This window comes from Allobranchiibius sp. GilTou38 (genome assembly GCF_017565325.1).
GTDB classification, from domain to species: domain Bacteria; phylum Actinomycetota; class Actinomycetes; order Actinomycetales; family Dermatophilaceae; genus Allobranchiibius; species Allobranchiibius huperziae.
Genome location: NZ_JAGEKN010000009.1, coordinates 156604 through 180848, shown reverse-complemented (window position 1 = coordinate 180848; position 24245 = coordinate 156604). Strand labels below are relative to the sequence as shown.

Annotated in this window: 36 protein-coding genes; 8 read left to right on the top strand and 28 right to left on the bottom strand. The window is 69.0% G+C overall.

Annotated elements, in window-relative coordinates:
* Window positions 1-4: 4 nt before the first annotated feature.
* The 3 genes from JOB34_RS13805 (at window position 5) to JOB34_RS13795 (ending at window position 2546) form a co-directional block, all read left to right on the top strand.
* Complete coding sequence (locus JOB34_RS13805; RefSeq protein WP_208053221.1) at window positions 5-691, top strand: hypothetical protein; 687 nt, start codon at window positions 5-7, stop codon at window positions 689-691.
* Window positions 692-873: 182 nt separating this feature from the next.
* Window positions 874-2055, top strand: a complete 1182-nt coding sequence (locus tag JOB34_RS13800) for a zinc-dependent alcohol dehydrogenase (protein ID WP_208053220.1) — start codon at window positions 874-876, stop codon at window positions 2053-2055.
* Window positions 2052-2546, top strand: a complete 495-nt coding sequence (locus tag JOB34_RS13795; RefSeq protein ID WP_208053219.1) for a hypothetical protein — start codon at window positions 2052-2054, stop codon at window positions 2544-2546. Before JOB34_RS13800 ends, JOB34_RS13795 begins: the two co-directional genes overlap by 4 nt.
* A gap of 55 nt (window positions 2547-2601) precedes the next feature.
* Here the strand turns inward: JOB34_RS13795 and JOB34_RS13790 are convergent, their stop codons facing one another.
* A complete protein-coding gene (locus tag JOB34_RS13790) occupies window positions 2602-4320 on the bottom strand; it encodes an ATP-binding cassette domain-containing protein (RefSeq protein ID WP_208053299.1) in 1719 nt (572 codons plus the stop codon).
* Between the two features lie 124 nt (window positions 4321-4444).
* On the opposite strand from JOB34_RS13790, the gene JOB34_RS13785 reads away from it, so the two are divergent.
* The 4 genes from JOB34_RS13785 to JOB34_RS13770 are packed head-to-tail and all read left to right on the top strand — an operon-like array spanning window position 4445 to window position 7306.
* A complete protein-coding gene (locus JOB34_RS13785) occupies window positions 4445-5023 on the top strand; it encodes a DUF664 domain-containing protein (RefSeq protein ID WP_208053218.1) in 579 nt (192 codons plus the stop codon).
* Between the two features lie 10 nt (window positions 5024-5033).
* Complete coding sequence (locus JOB34_RS13780) at window positions 5034-5798, top strand: 5-oxoprolinase subunit PxpA (RefSeq protein ID WP_208053217.1); 765 nt, start codon at window positions 5034-5036, stop codon at window positions 5796-5798.
* A gap of 10 nt (window positions 5799-5808) precedes the next feature.
* Entirely contained in the window at window positions 5809-6435 is a 627-nt protein-coding gene (locus JOB34_RS13775; protein ID WP_208053216.1) for a carboxyltransferase domain-containing protein, read from the top strand.
* A complete protein-coding gene (locus JOB34_RS13770; protein ID WP_347813867.1) occupies window positions 6428-7306 on the top strand; it encodes a biotin-dependent carboxyltransferase family protein in 879 nt (292 codons plus the stop codon). Before JOB34_RS13775 ends, JOB34_RS13770 begins: the two co-directional genes overlap by 8 nt.
* A 9-nt stretch (window positions 7307-7315) precedes the next feature.
* Here the strand turns inward: JOB34_RS13770 and truA are convergent, their stop codons facing one another.
* Window positions 7316-8146 (bottom strand): tRNA pseudouridine(38-40) synthase TruA, encoded by an 831-nt coding sequence (gene truA, locus JOB34_RS13765; protein ID WP_347813866.1) that lies wholly within the window; start codon window positions 8144-8146, stop codon window positions 7316-7318.
* A gap of 82 nt (window positions 8147-8228) precedes the next feature.
* Between truA and JOB34_RS13760 the strand changes: the two genes are divergently transcribed.
* Window positions 8229-9464 (top strand): MFS transporter, encoded by a 1236-nt coding sequence (locus tag JOB34_RS13760; protein ID WP_233767021.1) that lies wholly within the window; start codon window positions 8229-8231, stop codon window positions 9462-9464.
* 16 nt (window positions 9465-9480) lie between these two features.
* On the opposite strand, the gene JOB34_RS13755 is transcribed toward JOB34_RS13760, so the two are convergent.
* The 26 genes from JOB34_RS13755 to rpsC form a co-directional block, all read right to left on the bottom strand.
* Window positions 9481-9636, bottom strand: coding sequence for a hypothetical protein (locus JOB34_RS13755; RefSeq protein ID WP_208053215.1), 156 nt, complete (start codon window positions 9634-9636; stop codon window positions 9481-9483).
* Window positions 9637-9782: 146 nt separating this feature from the next.
* A complete protein-coding gene (rplQ, locus tag JOB34_RS13750; protein WP_208053214.1) occupies window positions 9783-10508 on the bottom strand; it encodes a 50S ribosomal protein L17 in 726 nt (241 codons plus the stop codon).
* A 53-nt stretch (window positions 10509-10561) separates the two neighbouring features.
* Complete coding sequence (locus tag JOB34_RS13745) at window positions 10562-11593, bottom strand: DNA-directed RNA polymerase subunit alpha (RefSeq protein WP_208053213.1); 1032 nt, start codon at window positions 11591-11593, stop codon at window positions 10562-10564.
* Between the two features lie 155 nt (window positions 11594-11748).
* Complete coding sequence (rpsD, locus tag JOB34_RS13740; RefSeq protein WP_179482541.1) at window positions 11749-12357, bottom strand: 30S ribosomal protein S4; 609 nt, start codon at window positions 12355-12357, stop codon at window positions 11749-11751.
* A 34-nt stretch (window positions 12358-12391) separates the two neighbouring features.
* Entirely contained in the window at window positions 12392-12796 is a 405-nt protein-coding gene (rpsK, locus tag JOB34_RS13735; RefSeq protein WP_179482542.1) for a 30S ribosomal protein S11, read from the bottom strand.
* 74 nt (window positions 12797-12870) lie between these two features.
* The gene (rpsM, locus tag JOB34_RS13730; protein ID WP_179482543.1) at window positions 12871-13245 is read right to left on the bottom strand and encodes a 30S ribosomal protein S13; all 375 of its coding nucleotides are present in this window, start codon (window positions 13243-13245) and stop codon (window positions 12871-12873) included.
* Between the two features lie 243 nt (window positions 13246-13488).
* Entirely contained in the window at window positions 13489-13602 is a 114-nt protein-coding gene (gene rpmJ, locus JOB34_RS13725) for a 50S ribosomal protein L36 (RefSeq protein ID WP_179482544.1), read from the bottom strand.
* 78 nt (window positions 13603-13680) lie between these two features.
* Window positions 13681-13902 carry a translation initiation factor IF-1 gene (infA, locus tag JOB34_RS13720; protein WP_013493543.1) on the bottom strand — a complete coding sequence of 74 codons (222 nt, stop codon included), beginning with the start codon at window positions 13900-13902 and terminating at the stop codon, window positions 13681-13683.
* 296 nt (window positions 13903-14198) lie between these two features.
* Entirely contained in the window at window positions 14199-14717 is a 519-nt protein-coding gene (locus tag JOB34_RS13715) for a hypothetical protein (protein WP_208053212.1), read from the bottom strand.
* A gap of 93 nt (window positions 14718-14810) precedes the next feature.
* Window positions 14811-15662: a type I methionyl aminopeptidase gene (gene map, locus JOB34_RS13710; protein ID WP_208053211.1), complete on the bottom strand. Its 852-nt coding sequence runs from the start codon at window positions 15660-15662 to the stop codon at window positions 14811-14813.
* 19 nt (window positions 15663-15681) lie between these two features.
* On the bottom strand, window positions 15682-16263 hold the full coding sequence (locus tag JOB34_RS13705) for an adenylate kinase (protein WP_208053210.1): 582 nt from the start codon (window positions 16261-16263) through the stop codon (window positions 15682-15684).
* Window positions 16260-17663: a preprotein translocase subunit SecY gene (gene secY, locus JOB34_RS13700; protein WP_208053209.1), complete on the bottom strand. Its 1404-nt coding sequence runs from the start codon at window positions 17661-17663 to the stop codon at window positions 16260-16262. The genes JOB34_RS13705 and secY overlap by 4 nt, the downstream gene beginning before the upstream one ends.
* A 242-nt stretch (window positions 17664-17905) precedes the next feature.
* The gene (gene rplO, locus JOB34_RS13695) at window positions 17906-18391 is read right to left on the bottom strand and encodes a 50S ribosomal protein L15 (protein WP_208053208.1); all 486 of its coding nucleotides are present in this window, start codon (window positions 18389-18391) and stop codon (window positions 17906-17908) included.
* Window positions 18391-18573 carry a 50S ribosomal protein L30 gene (gene rpmD / locus JOB34_RS13690; protein WP_179482556.1) on the bottom strand — a complete coding sequence of 61 codons (183 nt, stop codon included), beginning with the start codon at window positions 18571-18573 and terminating at the stop codon, window positions 18391-18393. The genes rplO and rpmD overlap by 1 nt, the downstream gene beginning before the upstream one ends.
* On the bottom strand, window positions 18573-19262 hold the full coding sequence (gene rpsE / locus JOB34_RS13685) for a 30S ribosomal protein S5 (RefSeq protein ID WP_208053207.1): 690 nt from the start codon (window positions 19260-19262) through the stop codon (window positions 18573-18575). Before rpsE ends, rpmD begins: the two co-directional genes overlap by 1 nt.
* Before the next feature lie 97 nt (window positions 19263-19359).
* Window positions 19360-19734, bottom strand: a complete 375-nt coding sequence (gene rplR / locus JOB34_RS13680; RefSeq protein WP_208053206.1) for a 50S ribosomal protein L18 — start codon at window positions 19732-19734, stop codon at window positions 19360-19362.
* A 3-nt stretch (window positions 19735-19737) separates the two neighbouring features.
* Entirely contained in the window at window positions 19738-20274 is a 537-nt protein-coding gene (rplF, locus tag JOB34_RS13675; protein ID WP_179482562.1) for a 50S ribosomal protein L6, read from the bottom strand.
* A gap of 24 nt (window positions 20275-20298) precedes the next feature.
* Window positions 20299-20697, bottom strand: a complete 399-nt coding sequence (rpsH, locus tag JOB34_RS13670; protein ID WP_179482564.1) for a 30S ribosomal protein S8 — start codon at window positions 20695-20697, stop codon at window positions 20299-20301.
* A 136-nt stretch (window positions 20698-20833) separates the two neighbouring features.
* Entirely contained in the window at window positions 20834-21019 is a 186-nt protein-coding gene (locus tag JOB34_RS13665) for a type Z 30S ribosomal protein S14 (RefSeq protein ID WP_179482566.1), read from the bottom strand.
* A 3-nt stretch (window positions 21020-21022) separates the two neighbouring features.
* A complete protein-coding gene (gene rplE / locus JOB34_RS13660; protein ID WP_179482568.1) occupies window positions 21023-21610 on the bottom strand; it encodes a 50S ribosomal protein L5 in 588 nt (195 codons plus the stop codon).
* Entirely contained in the window at window positions 21610-22002 is a 393-nt protein-coding gene (gene rplX / locus JOB34_RS13655) for a 50S ribosomal protein L24 (protein WP_243758099.1), read from the bottom strand. The genes rplE and rplX overlap by 1 nt, the downstream gene beginning before the upstream one ends.
* 3 nt (window positions 22003-22005) lie before the next feature.
* Window positions 22006-22374 carry a 50S ribosomal protein L14 gene (gene rplN / locus JOB34_RS13650; RefSeq protein WP_145229687.1) on the bottom strand — a complete coding sequence of 123 codons (369 nt, stop codon included), beginning with the start codon at window positions 22372-22374 and terminating at the stop codon, window positions 22006-22008.
* 71 nt (window positions 22375-22445) lie between these two features.
* Window positions 22446-22736, bottom strand: coding sequence for a 30S ribosomal protein S17 (rpsQ, locus tag JOB34_RS13645; RefSeq protein WP_208053205.1), 291 nt, complete (start codon window positions 22734-22736; stop codon window positions 22446-22448).
* 1 nt (window position 22737) lies between these two features.
* Window positions 22738-22992: a 50S ribosomal protein L29 gene (gene rpmC / locus JOB34_RS13640; protein ID WP_179482572.1), complete on the bottom strand. Its 255-nt coding sequence runs from the start codon at window positions 22990-22992 to the stop codon at window positions 22738-22740.
* Entirely contained in the window at window positions 22992-23411 is a 420-nt protein-coding gene (rplP, locus tag JOB34_RS13635) for a 50S ribosomal protein L16 (RefSeq protein WP_179482575.1), read from the bottom strand. The genes rpmC and rplP overlap by 1 nt, the downstream gene beginning before the upstream one ends.
* Entirely contained in the window at window positions 23411-24244 is an 834-nt protein-coding gene (gene rpsC / locus JOB34_RS13630) for a 30S ribosomal protein S3 (RefSeq protein WP_208053204.1), read from the bottom strand. Before rpsC ends, rplP begins: the two co-directional genes overlap by 1 nt.
* Window position 24245 lies beyond the last annotated feature (1 nt).

Here is a 24245-nt window from a genome sequence, read left to right as displayed (position 1 = left end):
CACCTTGAGTGATGACGACCGCGGCGCGGGCGGCTACGAGCACCGGTTGCCGCCGACGATCGCCGTGCTGGTGGCGATCGCGCTCTACGCGCTGCTGCCCAACACCCTGCTCTTCGCCCCACGGTTCGTCATCCCGGCGATCGAGATCCTGCTGCTCATCGCACTGGTCGCCACCAACCCCCGGCGGCTCACCCGCGAGACGCGCTGGTCGGGGTGGCTGTCCATCTTCCAGTGCGGGTTGCTGATCGTGGCGAACCTGGTCGCGCTCGGCATGCTCGTGCACGCCGTCGTCCACGCCGCCAAGAGCCACGACCTCCTCTATGGCGGACTGCAGGTGTGGGCCACCAACGTCATCGGATTCGCGCTGCTCTACTGGGAATTGGACCGCGGTGGTCCGGTACGCCGCCGCGAGGCTCCCCGCTCACAGCTCCCGTCGGCCGACTGGCGCTTCTCCCAGGACGAGAACCATGACGCGGCCGCCGAGGTGGCGCGGACCTCGTCGATCACCAGCAACTGGCGGCCGGTCTTCGTGGACTACCTCTACCTGTCACTGACCAACTCCAGCGCATTCAGCCCCACGGACACGATGCCGTTGACCAGCCGCGCCAAGCTGCTGATGGGAACCCAGGCCACGGCTGCACTGCTCACCTCCCTGCTGGTCGTGGCGCGGGCGGTCGGGGTCATCGGTTGACCGACCGGCGTCCGTCGGTTCCACGGTCGCCTCCCGTGACCCGCAGTTTCGCGGTCTCCCCCGTCGGTGATGTTTGGGGTTGCCTGCCGGACGGGTACCCCCACCATGGCCGCGCCTGCGATCAGCTGCGCGGACACGAGCACGATGAATGCGGCGTACGCCGCGCGGACGGACGGCACCACATGAGAGCACTCACCTGGCAGGGCACGGAAAAGGTCAGCGTCGAGACCGTGCCGGATCCGGGCATCCAGGCACCGACGGACGCGATCATCAAGGTCACCTCGACGGCGATCTGCGGATCCGACCTGCACCTGTACAAGGTGCTCGGGCCGTTCCTGCACCCCGGCGACGTCCTCGGCCACGAGACCATGGGTGTGGTGCAGGAGGTCGGCTCCGACGTGCACCACATCGCGCCCGGTGACCGGGTCGTCATCCCCTTCAACATCTCGTGCGGGCACTGCTGGATGTGCGAGCGCGGGCTGGTGGCCCAATGCGAGACCACCCAGGTGAAGTCCCAGGGCAAGGGCGCCAGCCTCTTCGGGTTCACCGACCTGTACGGCGCGGTGCCCGGCGGACAGGCGCAGTACCTGCGGGTGCCGCAGGCCCAGTTCGGTCCGATCAAGATCGAGGGCGACGGCCCCGACGAGCGCTACCTCTACCTGTCCGACATCCTGCCGACCGCCTGGCAGGGCGTGGAGTACGCCGAGGTCCCCGACGGCGGCACGATCGCGGTTCTCGGTCTCGGCCCGGTGGGTCAGCTCGCCACCCGGATCGCCCACCAGCGCGGCCTGCGGGTCATCGGGGTCGACCTGGTCCCCGAACGCCTCGACGCGGCCGCCAGGTTCGGCATCGAGGTCCTCGACATGAGCCAGTCCGACGACGTGGCCGCCGAGCTGCTCGACCGCACCGACGGCCGCGGCCCGGACAGCGTGCTGGACGCCGTGGGCATGGAGGCCCACGGGTCGCCGCTGCTGGAGACCGCGATCACCGCGGCCGGCCACCTTCCGGACATCATCGCCAAGCCGTTCACCGACAAGGCCGGGGTGGACCGCACCGCGGCGCTCATCACCGCCATGAAGGGCGTGCGCCGAGGCGGCACCGTGTCGGTCAGCGGCGTCTACGGCGGCGAGGCCGATCCGCTGCCGATGATGGAGATGTTCGACCGGGGCATCTCCATCCGGATGGGCCAGTGCCACGTGAAGCGCTGGATCGATGACCTGATGCCCTTCGTGGAGGACCCCGCCGACCCGTTCGGACTGGCCGAGCTCGCGACCCACCGGCCGTCGCTGGAGGACGCACCCGCGGCGTACGACATGTTCCAGAAGAAGCAGGACGGATGCGTCAAGGTGGTCCTCAAGCCGTGAGCGCGTCCGACGAGAGCGATTGGCTGCCGTTCTACCTGCGTGACCACTTCGCCGGGGCGACGGCGGGTGTTCAGCTCTTCGACCGCGTCGCGAACGGCCACAGCGACGAGACGGTGCGCGAGGAGGTCGCGCAGTTGCGCGTGGAGGTCGGCGAGGACCGTTCCGCACTCGGCTCGATGATGACGGCGCTGCGGATCCGGCAGCTGTCCCTCACCATGCTGGTCGGCATGCTCGGTGAGTACGCCGGCCGTCTCAAGCCGAACGGCGCGCTGCTGCAACGGTCCTCCGGATCCGACGTCTTCGAGCTGGAGGCTCTGAGCTCCGCCGTGCAGGCCAAGTCACGCGTGTGGGAGACCCTTCTGGTCCTGGCCGAGCACGACAGCCGGCTGGATCCCGAGCGACTGCAGCAGCTCCTGGACCGCGCCGAGGACCAGCGCCAGCGTCTCGGCGACCTGCACGCCCGGTTCCTGCAGCAGCTGATCGGTCGCTGACCGACGCCGCCAGGGTCGCGGCGCGCTCGATGGGGCGCGCCGCGACCCTGCTCGCTCAGCGGGCGCGACGTACCCGGCGTTCGTCCCACACCGGCTCGTGCGATTCGTAGACGTCGCCCTCCTGACCGAAGACCAGGAAGCGGTCGAAACCGCGGGTGAACCACCGGTCGTGCGTGACCGCCACGACGGCGCCCTGGAACGCCGCGAGCCCCTCCTCCAGCGCCTCGGCCGAGTGCAGGTCCAGGTTGTCGGTGGGTTCGTCCAGGAGCAGCAACGTCGCGCCCGACAGCTCCAGCAGCAGGATCTGGAACCGCGCCTGCTGGCCGCCGGACAACGAGTCGAAGGTCTGCTCCGCGGAGCGCGCCAACTCGTAGCGGTCCAACGCCCGCGACGCCTGCTCGCGAGCCATCCCGTCGCGGTGCTCGTCGCCGCGGTGCAGGATCTCCAGCAGCGTGCGTCGCAGCAGCGCCGGGTGCTGATGGGTCTGCGCGAACCACCCCGGCCGCACCCGGGAGCCCAGGCGCGCGACGCCCTGGTGCAGCACGGGATCCGGCTGCACGTCGCCGACCGGCTGGTGCTCCAGGTCGGGGTCGCTGCCCCCGGCTGCGAGCAGCCGCAGGAAGTGCGACTTGCCCGACCCGTTCGACCCGAGAACGGCCACGCGCTCGCCGTACCAGATCTCCAGATCGAAGGGTCGCATCAGGATCTCGCTCGGCGACGACGTGCCGCCCGCAGCGAGCTCGAGGCGCTCGCAGATCACCGCGCGCTTGGCGGTCCGGCCGCCGGTGAGGCGCATCGTGACCTTCTGCTCGTTCGGGGTGACCTCCGGCGGCCCCGCCTCCTCGAAGCGGCGTAACCGGGTCTGCGCGGCCTGGTAGCGCGCCGCCATGTCGGAGTTGTAGGCGGCCTTCTGCTTGTACATCAGCACGAGGGCCTTGAGCTTCGCCTGCTCCTCGTCCCAGCGCTTGCGCAGCTCCTCCAGCCTGTTGTTGCGGTCTATGCGTGCCTGCGCGTACGACGCGAACCGTCCCGGGTGCATCCAGGCGATCGACCCTGCGCCGGTGGGCTCCAGGGTCGCGACGCGCGTGGCCACCTGGTCGAGCAGCTCCCGGTCGTGGCTGACGAAGAGCACCGTCTTGGGAGACTCGTTCAGCGCGCTCTCGAGCCAGCGCTTGGTGGGCACGTCGAGGTAGTTGTCCGGCTCGTCGAGCAGCAGCACCTCCTGCGGCCCGCGCAGCAGCGCCTCCAGCACCAGCCGCTTCTGCTCACCGCCGGACAGGGTGGCGACATCGCGCCACTGCGCCTTGTCGTAGGGCACCCCGAGGGCCGCGACCGTGCAGACGTCCCAGAGGATCTCGGCCTCGTAGCCGCCCACCTCACCCCAGTCGACGAGCGCCTGGGCGTAGGCCATCTGGGTGGGTTCGTCGTCGCGCTCCATCATGGCCAGCTCGGCGGCGTCCACCGCCCGCGCTGCCTGCGCCACGAGCTGCGGGGCGACGCCGACCAGCAGATCCCGCACGGTGGCACTCGTGCCGTCGCGGCCCACCTTGCCGATGAACTGGCGCATGACGCCGAGTCCCCCGGTGCGGGTGACGGCACCGGAGTCGGCCTGGATCTCCCCCGAGATGATCCGCAGCAGCGTGGTCTTCCCGGTGCCGTTGGGCCCGACCAGTGCGACCTTCGCGCCCTCACCCACCCGCAGGCTCACGTCGCCGAGCAGCGGCCTGCCGTCGGGCAGGTGATATCCGATGCCGTTCACGTCCACGTGGCCCACAGGCGTCGATTCTCCCTGTCGACGCATGATGCGTCATTTCGTTTTCTCCGCCGGATGTCGGTGGCCGCTCCTATCGTCGATGCACGGGAGAGATCTGGCAGGAGCACGCGAGAGAGGATCGATCATGCCGGCACCGGGAGTACACACCGAGAACGAGGACGTCGCGCTCTTCCTGGGCGCGCAGATCGGCGCCATCCGCAACGCGGCGTACGGGCTGACCGAGGCGCAGGCGCGCGAGACGCCCTGTCGCAGCACCCTTTCCATCGGAGGTCTGATCACGCATGCGATCTACGTGATGGAGGGCAGGTTGCGGCGCGATGCGGAAGGCACTCGCACGACGGAGCTCACACCGGAGGGTTTCGCCAGATTCGCCGGCAGCTTCGCCCTGGCGGAGGACGACACCCTGGAGGCTGCGCTGCAGCGGTTCGACGCCGCTGCCGAGGCCTACCTGGCCAGCGTGCGCTCCGCCGATCCCGATGCCACATCCATCGAGCCGCCGGCGCCCTGGGACGGCGTGCTGGAGGACACCCCCACGAAGGAGCGGTTCTACCTGCTGCACCACATCGAGGAGCTGGCCCGGCACGCCGGGCACGCCGACATCATCCGGGAGCAGATCGACGGAGCCGACGGAGCATCGCTCGCGGCCGCGGCCGAGGGGCGCCCGGCCAACGACTTCGTCAAGCCCTGGTCGCCGCCCGGGTGAGAATGGCCCGGTGAGCGCCACCATCGACCTGAACGCCGACCTGGGTGAGAGCTTCGGTCGGTGGCAGCTCGGCGACGACGACGCCCTGCTGGAGCTGGTCACCTCCGCGAACGTGGCCTGCGGTTTCCACGCCGGCGACCCGGCCACGCTCGTGCGCACCTGTCAGGCCGCGGCCGCGGGTGGCGTACGGGTGGGCGCCCAGGTCGGCTATCGCGACCTGGCCGGATTCGGGCGCCGCTTCATCGACGTGTCACCGCAGGATCTCTTCGCGGACGTCGTCTATCAGATCGGGGCGCTCGACGGGATCGCCCGCACTCAGGGCACCCGGGTGGCATACGTCAAGCCGCACGGCGCGCTCTACAACGCGATCGTGCACCACGAGGCGCAGGCCGCCGCGGTCGTGGCTGCCGTCCGCGCGGTCGACGAGAGCCTGCCGATCCTCGGGCTCCCGGGATCCGCGGTGCTGGCCGCGGCACGTGAGTCCGGTCTGCGGGCCGTCGCCGAGGCGTTCGCCGACCGCGCGTACACCGCCGACGGCGTCCTGGTCGACCGCCGCCGTCCCGGCGCCGTGCTCGACGACGCGGAAGCGGTCGCCGAGCGTGTGGTGGCGATGGTCGTCACCGGGCGGGTGCGTTCCATCGACGGGTCGGACGTGGAGGTGACCCCGGACTCGGTGTGCCTGCACGGCGATTCGCCGGGTGCCGTCGCCATGGCACGGGCGGTGCGCTCAGCCCTCTCGACAGCCGGGGTGCGGATCGCCTCGTTCCTGGACTGAGGGTCGGGCAATGCGACTGCTGCCGTGCGGGGAGTCGGCCATCCTGGTCGAGCTGGACTCCACCGGGGAGCGGGACGCGCTGCACGACTGGTTGCGCTCGTCGCGCCCGGCCGCCGTCGCGTCATACGTCCCGGCGCATCTCACGGTGCTCGTCGTGGTCGTGACACCCGCGCAGGTGCCGTCGGTCGCCGACTGGCTGCGCGCCCTGACACTGTCCGACCCGCCCGCACGGCCGACCGGGGCGCCGGAGGAGCTCGTCGTGGAGGTGACCTACGACGGCGCCGATCTGCGCGATGTCGCCGACCATCTCGGCATCACGCCGGACAAGGTCGTACGACGGCACACGCAGCAGCGCTGGCACGTCGAATTCGTCGGTTTCAAGCCAGGGTTCGGCTACCTCATCGGTGACAGCGGCGGCCTGCACGTGCCCCGCCGGAAGTCGCCGCGCACCCGCATCCCTCGGGGCGCGGTCGCACTGGCCGGCGACTACTCCGGTGTCTATCCATCGCCCTCACCCGGTGGGTGGCAGCTCATCGGGCACACCGGACAGGTGCTCTTCGACCCGGACACCACGCCTGCCGCCCGGCTGACCGCCGGCACCGTGGTGCGCTTCGTCGAGGTGGCTGCCCGTGGCTGAGCTCGAGGTGCTGGCCGTCGGGCCGCAGGCGCTGGTCGAGGATCTCGGCAGGCCGGGGGTCGCGCACCTCGGCGTCCCCGCCTCCGGTGCCGCCGACCGCGCCTCGCTGGCGCAGGGCAATCGGCTCCTCGGCAACCCCTCGGGCGCCGCTGGCATCGAAGTGCTGCTCGGCGGCTTCGCCTGCCGCGCCGACTCCCCCGTGCTGCTCGCCCTCACGGGCGCACCGGTCGCCGCCACGCTCGATGACGAGCCGGCGCCCTTCGGCACCCCGTTCGCCGTACGCCGAGGCCAGCGGCTCACGCTCTCGATCCCGGAGCACGGGATGCGGACCTACCTCTGCGTGCGCGGCGGCCTCGGCGGCACCCGGCACTTCGGCAGCGTCGCCGCCGACCCGACCTCCGGGCTCGGCACCCCGCCCCTCGCGCCCGGCGACCGTCTCCCGATCGGGACCGCGTCCGATGAACCCACCGCCGGCCTCGCGGTCGCCGGTGTCGACACGGCGGGCGCCCCCATCGAGGTTCGCGCCACATGGGGACCGCGTCAGGACCGGCTGACCGGGCGCGCGGCCCGGCAGTTGGCCGAGGGCGTCTGGACCGTCAGCCCGCAGCTCGACCGGGTGGGCATCCGCCTCGATGGCGCCACGCTCAGCCTGCGCAGCGACGAACAGCTGAGCAGTGAGGGCGTCGTCCGCGGCGCGGTCCAGGTGCCGCCGTCCGGTGCGCCGGTGATCTTCCTGGCCGACCACCCCACGACCGGCGGGTACCCCGTGGTGGCCGTGGTGGCCGATCGCGACACCGACCGGCTCGCTCAACTGCGTCCCGGTGACCGACTTCGGCTGCGGCTGCGCCCGGTGTCCTGGAGCACCGACTGAGCCTGCCGCTCAGATCGGGTCGCGCGTCCTGCGGGACTGCGCGGCCCGCGCCGCCAGTTCGTCATCGGGCGGGTAGGTGACCTCTTCGAGGCACAGACCGTGCGGTGGCATGACCGTCACCGCCGGGTGGCGACCGCGCTCGCGCAGCACCTGAGTCGGCCACTGCACCTCCCGACGCCCTTCGCCGACCGGCAGCACGACACCTACCAGCGACCGCACCATCGAGTGGCAGAAGGCGTCGGCGAGCACGGTGGCCGCCACCGTGCCGTCCTCCTCGCGCACCCAGCGGTAGTCCAACAGGGTGCGCACCGTGGTCGCACCCTCCCGCCGTTTGCAGAACGCCGCGAAGTCGTTCAGGCCCACCAGGTTCCGCGCCGCGGCGTCCATCAGACCCACGTCGACGGGGTGCTTGACCAGGACGGTGTCGCGGCGCCGGACCGGGTCGAGGGTCGCCGGGTCATCGCAGATCCGATAGCTGTAGCGACGGCTGGTGGCCGAGAAGCGCGCGTCGAAGCCCTCCGGCGCCCGCTGCACCCGGCGGACGACCACGTCGCGCGGCAGCACCCCGTTCAGGCGACGCACGGCGGCATCGGCCGACGTCCGTGGTGAGCGAGCGGGCAACCCCTCGTACGACGCGTCGTCCAGGTCGAGGTGGCAGACGGCGCCTCGCGCGTGCACTCCGGCATCGGTGCGCCCCGCGACGGTCAGACGGGGTGCGTCCTGGCGCAGGATCGTCCCCCACGCCTGCGCCAGTGTCTCCTCGACGGTCCGCAGACCGGGTTGTGCAGCCCACCCCGAGAAGTCGCTGCCGTCGTACCCGAAGTCCATCCGCAGCCGCACCCGTAGAGGGTATCCGGCGGCGCGTGAGGTCACATCGGTCAACGGACCCCGTCGTACGCCGCGGACGTGCCACCATGCGCTGGTGCCCCCACCCGCAGACTTCACCCGACGCCGGGTCGCGGTGGCCGGCGGGTTCGCCACCCAGGGTCTGGTCTTCATCGCGCTCAGCACCAGGCTCCCGGCGATCCAGCACCGGTTCCACATCGGACCGGGCGAGTTCTCGGCACTGCTGCTGGCCCTGGTGGCCGCCGCCGGGGCCGGCTCCCTCACCGCCGAGCAACTGGCACCCCGGCGGGGAAGCGCCACCGCGCTACGCGTCGGTTTCACCCTCATGCTCCTCGCGCTGCCGGTCGTCGGGTTCAGTCATCGGCTGTGGCTGCTCGCGATCGGGATGGCGCTCTACGGCTGGGCGCTCGGCATGGTCGACGCCACGACGAACATGCAGGGAGTGACCCTCGAGCACGCGGTGGGTCGCCCGATCATGCCGACCTTCCACGCCGCATGGACCCTTGGCGGCATCCTCGGCACCCTGCTGGCGCTGGCGTTGACCCACGTGTCCCTGGGCGTCGCCGCGCTCGTCCTCGCTCTCCTCCCCCTGGCCGCCATCTTCCTGCCGTACCTACGGGCGAGCGGACCCTTCGAGGCGGCGCCGCCGACGGACCTGGGACCCGCGGGCGTCGAGGTGCCGTGGCGTCGCATCCTCGTGGTCGGCGCGGCCCTCGTGCTCTTCTACATGGTCGACACGGCGGTCACGACGTGGGGGCCCACCTACCTGGACCGCACGTTCGGCGCCCCGGGAGGACTCGTCGCGGTCGCCACGCTGCCCTACCTCGTGGCGTCCCTGATCGGTCGTGGGTCAGGTGATCGCTTGGCGGCGCGCTTCGGGGCCACGCCGCTGCTGCGGGTGGGCGCGTGCCTCGGCGCGGTGGGGCTCGCGATCGTCGTCCTCGCGCCGTCCTCGTACGTCGCGATGGGCGGCTTCGTGGTCCTCGGCGTCGGTGTCGCGGTGGTCGCGCCGCTGAGCTTCTCCGCGGCGGCGTCCATCGCCCACGAAGGGTCCGGGCTCGACCCCGCGGCCGAGCGTGCCCGGGTCGACGCGGTCATCGCGCGCTTCAACCAGTTCAACTATCTTGGTGCGGTGCTGGGGTCGGTGATGACCGGAGCGGTCGGCAAGGATTCGCTGCGCTACGGGTTCGCCCTCCCGATGGTGCTGATCCTCGGGATCGTCCCGCTCGCCCGGGCCTTCGGCCGCGACGCCGGCTCCCGGAGAACGACGACAGGGTCGCAGCGCGCCGTAGAGGGCGCGCCACGACCCTGATCTGGCTGGAGCACGCTCAGCCGTCGGTCGCCTCCGGGTCATCCGAAGCGGACTCCGCGTCAGCCGCGGTCGCTCCGGCCGAGGCCGTCTGCGCCCTCTTGTCGTCCGCTTCGGTGGTGCCTGCGGGAGCATCCTGCTCAGGGGTCGTGCCGTCGTCGCTGGGATCGGTCATCGATTCCTCCTAGGGGCCGAAGTGTGCCGCCCCCAGCCTCGCATCCCGTCGGCTGTCCCACTGCAGCACCCGGTCGTCCACACCCGGGGACGGCGAAGGGCCGCCACCCCCTGGGTGACGGCCCTTCGGCGAAACGGTGTGCAGGCTCAGTCGTCGGACTCGGAGGAGGCGTCGGACGCCTCTTCCGGGGCACCGGACTGCGCAGCCTCGCCACCGGCCGGCTCGAAGCCCGCGGCATGCGCGGCCTCGGCGGTGGTGAACCAGACCTCGGCCTCGGTCGAGTCGTACCACCGCGAACCCTCGACGTGGTACTTCATCGAGTCCTCGTTGCCCTTGACCACGAACTTCTCGGGGTCGGGCGACGCGCCGCCGTCCAGCGGGGCGGCCGAGTCGGCGCCGTACTTGCCCTCGGCAGGTGCAGCGGACTCGGCGGACTCGGCGGCCTTGTCGGCAGCGGAACGTCGGGTGGCGCCCTCCGCCTCGGCGACGACCGCGCGCTTGGGCTTGGCGTTGACGGTCTCGCGGACCAGCTCGATCACGGCCATCGGGGCGTTGTCGCCCTTGCGCGGAGCGATCTTGGTGATCCGGGTGTAGCCGCCGCTGCGCTCGGCCATGTCGGGCGCGATCTCGGTGAAGAGACGGTGTACGACGCCCTTGTCGCGCACCACCGTCAGCACCCGGCGACGGGCGTGCAGGTCACCGCGCTTGGCAAAGGTGACCAGTCGCTCGGCCAGCGGACGCAGCCGCTTGGCCTTGGCCTCGGTGGTGGTGATCCGGTCGTGCTCGAACAACGCCGTGGCCAGGTTGGCCAGGATGAGCCGCTCGTGCGCAGGACCGCCGCCGACGCGGGGGCCCTTGGTAGGGGTAGGCATTGAATCTCCTTGGTCTACGAATCACGCTGCGGTGGCAGCGGACTCAAAGCGGCTCAGTACTGCTCGTCCTCGGCAAAACTGACGTCGGTCTCGGGTGCATCCTCATCGTCGTCGTACCGGTCGGCGATGGCGCTCGCGTCGAACCCGGGAGGGCTGTCCTTGAGCTGCAGACCCATCTCGACCAGCTTCTCCTTGACCTCGTCGATCGACTTGGCACCGAAGTTGCGGATGTCGAGCAGGTCGGCCTCGCTGCGTCCGACGAGCTCACCCACGGTGTGGATGCCCTCGCGCTTGAGGCAGTTGTAGGAGCGGACGGTGAGGTCCAGGTCCTCGATCGGCATCGACAGGTGAGCCGCGAGAACGGCGTCCGTCGGCGAGGGGCCCATGTCGATGCCCTCGGCCTCGACGTTGAGCTCGCGGGCCAGACCGAAGAGCTCGACCAGCGTCATACCGGCCGAGGCCATCGCGTCACGGGGGGCCATCGAGTTCTTGGTCTCGACGTCCACGATCAGCTTGTCGAAGTCGGTGCGCTGCTCCACACGGGTGGCCTCGACCTTGTAGGTCACGGACAGCACCGGGGAGTAGATGGAGTCGACCGGGATACGGCCGATCTCCTGATCGGCGGACTTGTTCTGCTGAGCGGAGACGTAACCGCGGCCACGCTCGACCGTCAGCTCCATCTCGACCTTGCCGGAGTCGTTCAGCGTCGCGATCTGCAGGTCGGGGTTGTGCACCTCGACGCCTGCGGGCGGCGCGATGTCGGCAGCCGTGACGGCGCCGGGGCCCTGCTTGCGCAGGTACATGACGACCGGCTCGTCCTGCTCGGAGGACACCACCAGGCTCTTGATGTTGAGGATGATCTCGGTGACGTCTTCCTTGACACCGGGGATCGTGGTGAATTCGTGCTGCACACCATCGATGCGCAGGCTGGTGACGGAGGCACCGGGGATGCTGGACAGCAGGGTCCGGCGCAGGGAGTTGCCGAGCGTGTAGCCGAAGCCGGGCTCCAGCGGCTCGATGACGAACCGTGAGCGGTTGTCGGCGACGACTTCCTCGCTCAGGGTGGGGCGCTGTGCGATGAGCACTGTTTCTTTCCTTCCCACGGGCGACCGCTATTTGACGCCTCGTGTACGCAGCGCGTGAGCTTCGGTCCACTCACGCGCGTTCTGCAGTGACCTTCACCGGTTGTCAGCGGATTCGAGGCGTATCCGCCAGGAATCCGCTGACAACCGAGGAGGGATCAGTTCTTGGAGTAGAGCTCCACGATCAGCTGCTCGGTCAGCACGCTGTCGATCTGCGCGCGGGTCGGCAGCGAGTGCACCAGGATCTGCAGCGTGCCGGGCACGACGTGCAGCCAGGCCGGGACCGGGCGCTCACCGAAGGTCTCGCGAGCCAGCTGGATCGGGAAGATCTCGCGGGACTTCTCGCGAACGGTGATGATGTCGTACTGCTCCACCCGGTAGGACGGGATGTCGACGTTCTTGCCGTTGACCTGGAAGTGGCCGTGGCTGACCAACTGACGCGACGCACGACGGGTGCGGGCGAGGCCGGCGCGGTAGACCACGTTGTCCAGCCGCGACTCCAGGATGGTGAGGAGCACCTCACCGGTCCGGCCCTGACGGCGGACGGCTTCCTTGTAGTAGCGGACGAACTGCTTCTCCATGATGCCGTAGGTGAAGCGAGCCTTCTGCTTCTCCTGCAGCTGCAGGAGGTACTCGTTCTCCTGGATCCGGCCGCGGCCGTGCTGGCCGGGCGGGAAGGGGCGCATCTCGAAGGACTTGTCACCCCCGACGAGGTCGGTCTTGAGGCGACGCGACTTCTTGGTGATGGGGCCGGTGTAACGGGCCATGATTCAGATCTCCTTGAAAGACTCGGGTCGGCGCTCAGCTACGACGCTTGGGCTGGCGGACACCGTTGTGCGGCTGAGGGGTGACGTCCTGGATGGCGCCGACCTCGAGGCCGGCGGCGGCCAGGGAGCGGATCGCGGTCTCACGACCGGAGCCGGGGCCCTTGACGAAGACGTCGACCTTCTTCATGCCGTGCTCCATCGCCCGACGCGCAGCGGCCTCGGCGGCCATCTGCGCGGCGTACGGCGTGGACTTGCGGGAGCCCTTGAATCCGACCTGACCGGACGAGGCCCATGCGATGACGGCGCCGTTGGGGTCGGTGATCGAGACGATCGTGTTGTTGAAGGTGCTGCGAACGTAGGCGTGGCCTGCCGCAACGTTCTTCTTCTCCTTGCGGCGCACTTTCTTGGCGCCGGCCGCGGGGCGGCTCTTGGGAGGCATATGTATGAATCTCCTGGTTCGACTTCAGCGAGTAACGAGGGTGGAAGAGCGAAGGGACGGACCCCGGTGGGGTCTTACTTCGCCTTCTTGCGGCCGGCGACGGTGCGCTTGGGGCCCTTGCGGGTACGCGCGTTGGTCTTGGTGCGCTGGCCGTGCACGGGCAGGCCGCGACGGTGACGCAGGCCCTGGTAGGAACCGATCTCCACCTTGCGGCGGATGTCGGCGGCCACCTCACGGCGCAGGTCACCTTCGAGGCGGAAACTCGCCTCGAGGTGGTCGCGGAGCTGAACCAGCTCCTCCTCGCTGAGGTCACGGACACGGGTGTCCGGGTTGACGCCGGTTGCTTCCAGCGTCTGAGTGGCGCGGGTGCGACCCACGCCGTAGATGTAGGTGAGTGCGACCTCGACGCGCTTCTCGCGCGGCAGGTCGACACCGATGAGGCGTGCCATCTGGCGGTTCTCCTGTGTGTCTTCGGAGGTCTGGTGCGGGTACCGGTCCCATGACCAGCCGGAGTGGGCTGAGATGGGTCCCCGGCCTCCGAGCCGGGGGTGACGTCCGGTGAGGAGTGCTCACCGGGGCCGGGTACCTGCAATAGCGACGACGTACGTCGTCGCACTGATATGTGTCGTCGTATGAAGTTGTGACGTGCGCGTTCTAGGCGAAGAACGCGACCGCTGCCGGTTGGCTGCGGGTCAGCCCTGCCGCTGCTTGTGGCGGGCGTTCTCGCAGATCACCATGACCCGGCCGTTACGGCGGATCACCTTGCAGTTGTCACAGATCTTCTTGACGCTCGGCTGGACTTTCATCGCACCTTTTGTCTTCGAAGTCGGTGCCCGACACCCGCGAACGGGATCGGGCAGTGATGGGTTCGTGCAGTTGCTCCGTCAGCGATACCGGAAGACGATGCGGCCACGGGTCAGGTCATACGGGCTGAGCTCCACCACGACGCGGTCCTCGGGGAGGATCCGGATGTAGTGCTGTCGCATCTTCCCTGAGATGTGGGCCAACACCTTGTGACCGTTGCTCAGCTCCACCCGGAACATCGCGTTCGGGAGAGCTTCGACGATCGTGCCCTCGATCTCGATGACACCGTCCTTCTTGGCCATGTCCTCCAACTCACCTGCGGAACGGGTGCGCCCATGATGGACGTCCCTGGAATGTCGATTCGCGAGTCTGCCTGCGACCCCCCGGTCCGCGTCCTCACCGCACGAGGGCCGCAAGGGCCCGCCGTGGGATCGAGACGAGGAAGAGGTGGTCGCGCAAGCCGAACCCGTCCTGGGCACGATGTAGCGCGGAACACACCCGTGAACCGACACATCAGCTTACCTGTCCCACTGATCCCGCCCAAATCGCGCCGAACGACGCACCGGTCACGCGGTGCCGATGTTGCGCCCCCGATGGCTCACCGAGGCCGCGTCGGCCGCGCCGTGACCGTCACGGTCGCGGTCGTGGTCGCGGTGCGCGTCACGGTGGTGCCGGGCGCGGTCCGGGTCACGGTGGGGGTGGTGCTCGCGCTCGCGGTGCGGGTCACGGTCGTGCCGGGTGTTCGAACGGTCGTGACGGAGCCGGTCATCGTGACCGTGCGTGGCGCGGCCGCCAACGTGGTGGTGAGGACCCGGGTCTGCTCACGGCCCGCCGCCGTCGACACGCTCGAGACGGTCGTGGTGACGGGGGCGGCCGTGGTGGTGACGGTGGTGGAGGCGGTGGTCGTGCTCGCGGCGGCGGACGTGCCACCCCCGCTGCGGGCGGTTCCCACGGCGAACCCCGCGATCGCGAAGGCAACCGCCCCGAGCAGGCCGCCGAGCAGCAACGGCAGCACGGCGGTGTGGCCGTCGCGAAGGTCGCGGCGGTACTCGAAGTCGTCGTCGTCGTCCTGCTGGGTCTGCGGCTCGCGGGGGAAGAAGTTCTCGAAGTCGCTCATCGCCCACTTTTCTCGCTGCGGCCCGTCGCCCGGTCCGATTGACCCGTCAACCGGTCATCCTGCCTCAACGATGCAGGTCATGCCCCGGTTTCGTCAGCGCAGGGGCGCGTAGGTCGCGCCCGCCGCCGCGAGGTCGGCCTCGCCGCCGTCGACCGCCGTCAACACCCACAGGCCGCCCGGCGTCGCCGCGACCGTGTGCTCCCAGTGGGCCGCCCGCGCCCCGTCATCGGTCCGGACGGTCCAGCCGTCCTCCAACTCGTGGGTCTCGTGACCGCCCAGAGTGACCATCGGCTCGATCGCGACGGTCGCCCCCTCGCGGATGACCGGCCCGGAGGCACGCACCCGTTCGTTGAAGACGGTGGGCTCCATGTGCATCTCCTGCCCGATGCCGTGCCCGGTGTAGCCGTCGACGATGCCGAAGTCGACCGACAGGCCGTCCGCCTGCCAGGCCGCCGCTCCCGCGGCCACGCGCTCCTCGATGACCTGGCCGAGCTCGTAGACACCGCGCCCCGGCCGGAACGCGGCGATGCCGGCCCATAGCGCGTCACGGGTGGTGCGGGTCAGCGCGCGGTCTCCTGCGGTGGCGTAGTCGCCGACGGGCAGGGTGATGGCCGCGTCACCGTGCCAGCCGTCGACGATGGCGCCGCAGTCGACCGAGACGAGGTCGCCGTCCTCCAGCACCCGCTCCCCCGGGACGCCGTGCACGACCTCGTCGTTGACCGAGATGCACAACGTCGCCGGGAAGCCCTGATAGCCGAGGAAGCTCGGCGTCGCCCCGGCATCGCGGATGAAGGCGTGTGCGAGGTCGTCCAGGCGGCCGGTCGTCGTACCAGCGACGGCGTGTTCGCGCACCATCTGCAGACACCGACCGACGACCAGACCCGCCGCGCGCATCGAGTGCAGCTGGTCGGCAGTCTTGACGGGCAGTCGCTCCCTGCCGAACATCACACGGTTCCGGCCGGCGTCAGGCCGTGCGGGATACGAGCTGGTCGAGTGTCTCGTCGATACGACGGGTCACCTCGTCGACCTCACCCATGCCGTCCAGCTCGTGCAGCAGACCGCGCTCGGCGTAGGTCTGCGCGAGCGGGTGGGTCTCCTTGTTGTAGATCTCCTGACGTTCCCGGATGACCTGCTCGGAGTCGTCGACGCGTCCGGAGGTCTTCGCGCGCTCGGTGAGGCGCGCGACCAGCTCGTCGTCGTCGACCATCAGGCGCAGCACGCCGTCGACGTGGTGGCCGTCACGGGCCAGGAGCGCGTCGAGAGCGTCCACCTGGGCCATGGTGCGCGGGTAGCCGTCGAGCAGGAACCCGTCGGTCGCGTCCGGCTGCGCGAGCCGGTCGGCGACGATCTGGTTGGTGATCTCGTCGGTCACGTAGCCGCCGGCGTCCAAGATGTCCTTGACCTGCTTGCCGAGCGGGGTCTCGTCCTTGATGTTCGCCCGGAAGATGTCACCGGTCGACACGTGCGGGATCCCGTGGGTGGCGCACAACCGTTCCGCCTGCGTGCCCTTGCCGGCCCCCGGGGGGCCCAGGATGATCAACCTCACACCCGGCCTCCTGCCGTCTGCTCCTTCTTGGCTGCCTTGGAGGCCTTCGGCTTCGACTTCGCACCGGGCTCGTCGGACCGCAGGAATCCCTCGTAGTGATGCTGCTGCAGCTTGGAGTCGACCTGCTTCACCGTCTCCAGGCCGACGCCCACCAGGATCAGGATCGAGGCGCCCCCGAACGGGAAGTTGGAGTTGGCACCCACCATCGCCAGGGCGATGAGCGGGATGAGGGCGAGGACACCCAGGTAGACCGCGCCCACGACGGTGATGCGGGTCAGCACGTAGTTCAGGTAGTCCGCCGTCGCCTTGCCCGCGCGGACGCCGGGGATGAACGACCCCGCCGACTTCAGGTTGTCCGCGACCTCTTCGGGCTGGTAGGTGATCGAGACGTAGAAGAAGGTGAAGAACACCACGAGGACCGTCGACAGCAGCATGTAGGACCAGTGGTCACCGCGGTTGAGGTTGTTCAGCACCCACTGCGCCCAGCCCGCCGCCGGTTTGCTGCGGTCGCTCGGTTGGGCGAACCCGGCGAGCAGCACCGGGAGGGACAGCAGGGAGGTCGCGAAGATGATCGGGATGACGTTGGCCATGTTGACCTTGAGCGGAAGGTACGTCGACATCCCGCCGTACATCCGCCGGCCCACCATCCGCTTGGCGTACTGCACCGGGATGCGTCGCTGGGAGTTCTCCACGAAGACCACGGCGACGGTGACGACGAGGCCCATCACGACGACCAGCAGGAACTTGCCCCAGCCCTGGTCGTGGATGGCCCACACCGAACCGGGCACCCTGGCCGCGACGGCGGTCAGGATCAGCAGCGACATGCCGTTGCCGATGCCCCGCTCGGTGATCTGCTCACCGAGCCACATGATCAGGCCGGTGCCGGCGGTCAGGACCAGCACCATGATGATCAGGTAGAAGACGCCCTGGTTCGGCATGATCGTCGGGCAGGTGCTGGAGTCGCCACCGAGCAGCGTCGAGGGGTTCGCCTTCGCGGCGGTGACCAGGGTCGCGGACTGCAGGAGCGCCAGACCGATCGTCAGATAACGCGTGTACTGCGTCATCTTCGTCTGGCCGGACTGCCCCTCCTTCTTCAGCTCCTCGAAGCGAGGGATCACCACCGTCAGCAGCTGCACGATGATGCTGGCCGTGATGTAGGGCATGATCCCGAGCGCGAAGACCGACAGCTGCAGCAGGGCGCCGCCGGAGAAGAGGTTGGCCAGACCGAGGAAGCTCTGGTTGGACCCGGCGCCCTTCTGGCAGGCCTGGATCAGCTTGAAGCTGATCCCGGGGGTGGGGATGTGCGATCCGAGCCGGAAGATCGCCATCACCAGGAGGGTGAACAGGATCTTCTTGCGCAGGTCCGGCGTCTTGAACGCACGGGCGGCGGCGGTGAGCAACAGGTCCTCCTACGGGCGGCCGACCTCCGGTGAGGTGACGACCTGTTCTACGGACTGACCGGGCGCTTCAGCATCCGGTCCGCCGTCCCGGTCGACGTGCGAGGCGGGTGGGCAATGAGCTGACAATACCTGGCATGCCGACGCCCCGGCGGCGAGACCCTCGTGAGGGTGCCACGCTACCGGGGCGCAGGCCTGGTTCGTACGCCGGTTGGCCTACCGCCGGGGCGGCAGGCCTGCACGGGTCACGCCGAGGTGATGGAACCGCCGGCGGCCTCGATCTTCTCCTTGGCGGAGTGCGAGAACGCGTCGACCGTCAACTGCACCGACACACCGATCTCGCCGGTGCCGAGCACCTTGACCGGCACGCCCTTGCGGACCGCGCCCTTGGCGACGAGCTCGGAGGTGCCGACCGCGCCACCCTCGGGGAAGAGGGCGGTGATCTTGTCCAGGTTCACGACCTGGTAGGTCACCTTGGCGGGGTTCTTGAAGCCCCGCATCTTCGGCAGACGCATGTGCAGCGGCGTCTGACCGCCCTCGAACGCGGCGGACACCTGGTAGCGGGCGCTGGTGCCCTTGGTGCCACGACCGGCGGTCTTGCCCTTGGAACCTTCACCACGGCCCACGCGGGTCTTGGCCTTCTTCGCGCCAGGAGCGGGGCGCAGGTGGTGCACCTTGAGCGCGTGCTCCTTGAGCGGTGCCGAGGTCGTCTCGGCGTTGTTCTCAGTCATCAGTCAGTCTCCTCGACGGTCACCAGGTGGGCGACCGAGCGGACCATCCCGCGGAACTCGGGACGGTCCTCCTTGACGACGGTGTGGCCGATGCGCTTGAGACCGAGCGAACGCAGGGTCTCGCGGTGCTGCGGCTTGCCACCGATGTCGGAACGAATCTGCGTCACCTTCAGCGATGCCATCACGCACCTGCCTTCGCGGACGCGGCAGCCTCCGCCATCGCGCGCTGCATACGGGCCGGAGCCACGTGGTCCAGCGGCAACCCGCGGCGGGCGGCAACGGCCTCGGGCCGCTCCAGGCCCTTCAGCGCCGCCACCGTGGCGTGCACGATGTTGATCGCGTTGTCCGAGCCGAGCGACTTGGACAGCACGTCGTGGATACCGGCGCACTCCAGGACGGCGCGCACCGGACCACCGGCGATGACACCGGTACCGGGCGAAGCCGGCTTCAGCAGCACGACACCGGCGGCCGCCTCACCCTGGATGGGGTGCGGGATGGTCTCGCCGATCATCGGGACGCGGAAGAAGCTCTTCTTGGCCTCCTCGACGCCCTTGGCGATGGCCGAGGGGACCTCTTTGGCCTTGCCGTAGCCGACGCCGACGCTGCCCTGGCCGTCTCCGACCACGACGAGCGCGGTGAAGCTGAACCGGCGGCCACCCTGGACCACCTTGGACACGCGGTTGATGGTGATCACGCGCTCCAGGTACTGGTTGCGGTCGTCACCTCCGCGGCCACCGCGGCCACCGCGGTCGTTGCCGCCGCGCCCGCCGCCACGACCGCCACGGTCGTTGCCGCCGGCTGCGGCGTTGCTGTTGTCGGATCCGGTGCCCTGACTCGGGCCACCGGCACCTCGACGCTGGGGTCCAGGCATCAGTGGTTCCTCACCTTCGTGATTGCAAACATGCGAGTCGTCAGACCCGGGGTCCCCGCGAAGTATCGGAGCGCTAGCGGAGAACTTCGTGGGGTTTTCATAGGGTCAGGCCACCCTCGCGGGCGCCGTCGGCGATCGCTGCGACGCGGCCGGCGTACTTGTTGCCTCCGCGGTCGAAGACGACGGATTCCACGCCGGCTTCCTTGGCGCGGGCGGCGACCAGCTGGCCGACCTGCTTGGCCTTGGCGGTCTTGTCACCGTCGAAGGTGCGCAGGTCCGCTTCCATCGTGGAGGCGGACGCCACGGTCTTGCCGACGGTGTCGTCGACGACCTGGACGAAGACGTGACGCGAGGAGCGCGAGACGACCAGCCGGGGACGCTGCGTCGTACCCGAGATGCGCTTGCGCAACCGGAAGTGACGACGTGCCCGGGCAGCCTGCTTGCTCGTGGAGCGCTTGATGATCTTTGCCATGGCTTACTTACCAGCCTTTCCGACCTTGCGGCGGATGCGCTCGCCTTCATAGCGAACGCCCTTGGCCTTGTACGGGTCGGGCTTGCGCAACTTGCGGATGTTCGCCGACACTTCGCCGACGAGCTGCTTGTCGATGCCGGTGACCGAGAACCGGGTGGGGTTCTCGACGGCGAAGGAGATGCCCTCGGGGGCGGTCACCGTGATCGAGTGGCTGTACCCCAGAGCGAACTCCAGGTTGGAACCCTTCGCGACCACGCGGTAACCGGTGCCGTGGATCTCCAACTTCTTCGTGTAGCCCTCGGTGACACCGACGACCATGTTGTTGATGAGGCTGCGGGTGAGGCCGTGGCGGGCGCGGGACTCACGCTCGTCGTTGGGCCGCGACACCTGCAGCACACCCTCGTCCTGGGCGACCGTGATCGGCTCGGGCAGCGTCAGATCCAACTGACCCTTGGGGCCCTTGACGTTGACGGTACGACCGTCGATCGACACATCGACTCCGGCCGGGACCGGAACGGGGAGACGTCCGATACGAGACATCGTTGATTCCTCCTTAGTTCCTGGTCACCAGACGTAGGCGAGGACTTCCCCGCCAACGCCCTTGTTTGCTGCCTGCCGGTCGGTCAACAGACCGGAGGACGTGGACACGATCGCAACACCGAGGCCACCGAGCACGCGAGGCATGTTCGTGGACTTGGCGTAGACACGCAGACCCGGCTTGGACACCCGTCGGACGCCCGCGATGGAGCGCTCCCGGTTGGGGCCGTACTTCAGGTCGATGATCAAGGTCTTGCCCACCTCGGCGTCCTCCACCCGGAAGCCACCGATGTAGCCCTCGGCCTGCAGGATCTCGGCGATGTGGGACTTCAACTTCGAGAACGGCATGGACGTGGAGTCGTGGTGCGCCGAGTTGGCGTTCCTGACCCGCGTCAACATGTCCGCGATCGGATCGGTCATGGTCATTGGGCTGCTCTGCCCTTCCTCACCGCGGTTTCGGGGCCGCGGGATGTCCGCGGCCGACCTACGGTGTAGTTCGTAGTGATGTCCTGGCTCGCATCGGTGCGACCCATGACGGGAAGTTGTTCGACGTACGTCGAGCTCACCAGGAGCTCTTGGTCACACCGGGCAGCTCGCCACGGTGTGCCATCTCACGCAGGCAGATGCGGCACAGGCCGAACTTGCGGTACACCGCGTGCGGCCGGCCACAGCGCTGGCACCGGGTGTAGCCGCGGACGGCGAACTTCGGCTTGCGCTCGGACTTCTTGACTAGGGCGGTCTTGGCCACGGGTCAGTTCTCCTTGAACGGGAAGCCCAGTGCGCGCAACAGCGCCCGGCCCTCGTCGTCGTTGCTGGCGGTCGTCACGACCGTGATGTCCATCCCGCGGACCCGGTCGATGCGGTCCTGGTCGATCTCGTGGAAGACCGACTGCTCGGTGAGGCCGAACGTGTAGTTGCCGTTGCCGTCGAACTGCTTGGGCGACAGGCCACGGAAGTCACGGATACGCGGCAGAGCGACCGAGACGAGGCGGTCCAGGAACTCCCACATACGGTCGCCGCGCAGCGTGGTGTGCGCGCCGATCGGCATGCCCTCGCGCAGCTTGAACTGCGCGATCGACTTGCGGGCCTGGGTGACCGCCGGCTTCTGGCCGGTGATCGCGGCGAGATCCTTGATGGCACCATCGATCAGCTTGGAGTCGCGGGCTGCGTCGCCCACACCCATGTTGACGACGACCTTCACGACGCCGGGCACCTGCATGACGTTGCCGAAGTCGAACTGCTCGCGCAGTGCGGCCTTGATCTCGGCGTGGTAGCGCGCCTTCATGCGGGGCGTCGACGATGCCGATGCCGTCGTGGTCGGAGTGGCAGTAGCAGTCATCACAGGTCCTTTCCGGAACGCACCGCGACACGGGTACGGACGGTCTTGGTGCGCCCGTCACGCTCGACCTGCTCGACGCGGGTCCGGATACGGGTGGGCTTGCCGGTCTCGGGGTCGACCACGGCCACGTTGCTCACGTGGATCGGCGCCTCGACGACCTCGATGCCGCCGGAGCCACCACCGGGCTGACCCGCACGCACGTGCTTGGTCACCCGGTTGATGCCCTCGACGAGCACCCGACCGTTCTCGGGGTACACCGCGATGACCTTGCCCTGCTTGCCCCGGTCACCGCCGTTCTTCTGCGAACGGCCGCTGATGACCTGGACCAGGTCGTTCTTTTTGATCTTCATGGTCGGCTTGGTAGGAGCCGCCACCTTCTTCTTCAACGCCATGGTTCAGAGCACCTCCGGGGCCAGCGAGATGATCTTCATGAAGCGCTTCTCGCGCAGCTCGCGGCCCACCGGGCCGAAGATGCGGGTGCCCCGGGGGTCACCGTCGCCCTTGAGGATCACCGCTGCGTTCTCGTCGAATCGGATGTACGAGCCGTCGGCCCGGCGGCGCTCCTTGCGGGTGCGCACGATGACAGCCTTGACGACGTCGCCCTTCTTGACGTTGCCACCGGGGATGGCGTCCTTGACGGTCGCCACGATCGTGTCACCGATGCCGGCGTAGCGACGGCCCGAGCCGCCGAGAACCCGAATGCACAAGATCTCCTTGGCACCGGTGTTGTCGGCGACGCGAAGTCGCGACTCCTGCTGGATCACTGGTTTTCTCCTGTCGTCTCACTGGTTCTCACCGCGCAGCGGTGAGCCTTGCGGAACTAGTGGTTTTTGGGTTACTTCGCTCGTTCGAGGATCTGCACGATGCGCCAGTGCTTGTGCGCTGACAACGGGCGGGTCTCCATGATCTGGACGCGGTCGCCGACACCACAGTCGTTGGTCTCGTCGTGCGCCTTGATCTTCGTGGTGCGACGGATGACCTTGCCGTAGAGCGCGTGCTTGACGCGATCCTCGACCTCGACCACGACGGTCTTGTCCATCTTGTCGCTCACGACGTAGCCCTGCCGCGTCTTGCGGTAGTTGCGATCGTCATCGGTCACGGTCTTCTCCTGCGGGTTCTCGCTCATGTCAGCTCACCTTCGAGGGGGACTCGTCGGTGGGCGCCTGGCCGATGCCGAGCTCTCGCTCACGCATCTCGGTGTAGAGCCGGGCGATGTCCTTGCGGACCGCGCGCAGCCGGGAGTTGTTCTCCAGCTGGCCGGTCGCGGACTGGAACCGCAGATTGAACAGCTCCTGCTTGGCCTTGCCCAACTCTTCGTCGAGACGCGCGTCGTCGAACTCACGCAGCGCCTTCGGCATGAGGTCCTTGGAACCGGTAGCCATCAGAAGTCACCACCCTCACGTGCGACGAAGCGGCACTTCATCGGCAACTTGTGCATCGCCAGGCGCATGGCCTCGCGTGCGACGTCTTCGGACACACCGGACAGCTCGAACATCACGCGTCCGGGCTTGACGTTGGCGATCCACCACTCGGGCGAACCCTTACCGGAACCCATCCGGGTCTCGGCCGGCTTCTTGGTCAGCGGGCGGTCGGGGTAGATGTTGATCCACACCTTTCCGCCTCGCTTGATGTAGCGGGTCATGGCGATACGAGCGGACTCGATCTGCCGGTTGGTGACGTAGGCGGGCTCGAGAGCCTGGATGCCGAAGTCACCGAACGTGACGCGGGTGCCGCCCTTGGCGGCGCCGCTGCGACCGGGGTGGTGCTGCTTGCGGTGCTTGACACGACGCGGAATCAACATCAGGCCTGCACCCCCTCGGCGGCCGGCGCGGGTGCGTCGGTCGCGGGGGCAGCGGTCTGCCCGGCAGCCGGCGCGTCGTCACGACGGGGACGGCTCGCGCCCCGGTCGCCACCACGGTCGGTGCGCGGACCACGGTCGTCACGCCGGCGGGCCGGGCGCGACGGCGCGGCGGCCTGCTCGCGTGCCAGTTCCTTGGCGGTGAGGTCACCGTTGTAGATCCAGACCTTGACGCCGATGCGACCGAACGTCGTCTTGGCCTCGTAGAAGCCGTAGTCGATGTTCGCGCGCAGCGTGTGCAGCGGGACGCGGCCCTCGCGGTAGAACTCGGTGCGGCTCATCTCGGCGCCGTTCAGACGACCGGAGACCATCACCCGGATGCCCTTGGCACCGGCGCGCTGGCTGGACTGCATGCCCTTGCGCATCGCACGACGGAAGTTCACCCGCGCCGACAGCTGCTCGGCGATGCCCTGCGCGACCAGCTGAGCGTCGGCCTCGGGGTTCTTGACCTCGAGGATGTTCAGCTGCACCTGCTTGGCGGTGAGCTTCTCCAGCTCACCGCGCAGCCGGTCGGCCTCAGCGCCGCGGCGACCGATGACGATGCCGGGACGCGCGGTGTGGATGTCGATGCGGACCCGGTCACGGGTGCGCTCGATGTCGACGCGGCTGATGCCCGCGCGCTCCATGCCCTTGGACATGAGGCGACGGATGGCCACGTCTTCCTTGACGTAGTCGCGGTAGCGCTGGCCGGCCTTGTTGCTGTCGGCGTACCAGCGGCTCTTGTGCTCGGTGGTGATGCCGAGGCGGAAACCGTTCGGGTTGACCTTCTGACCCATG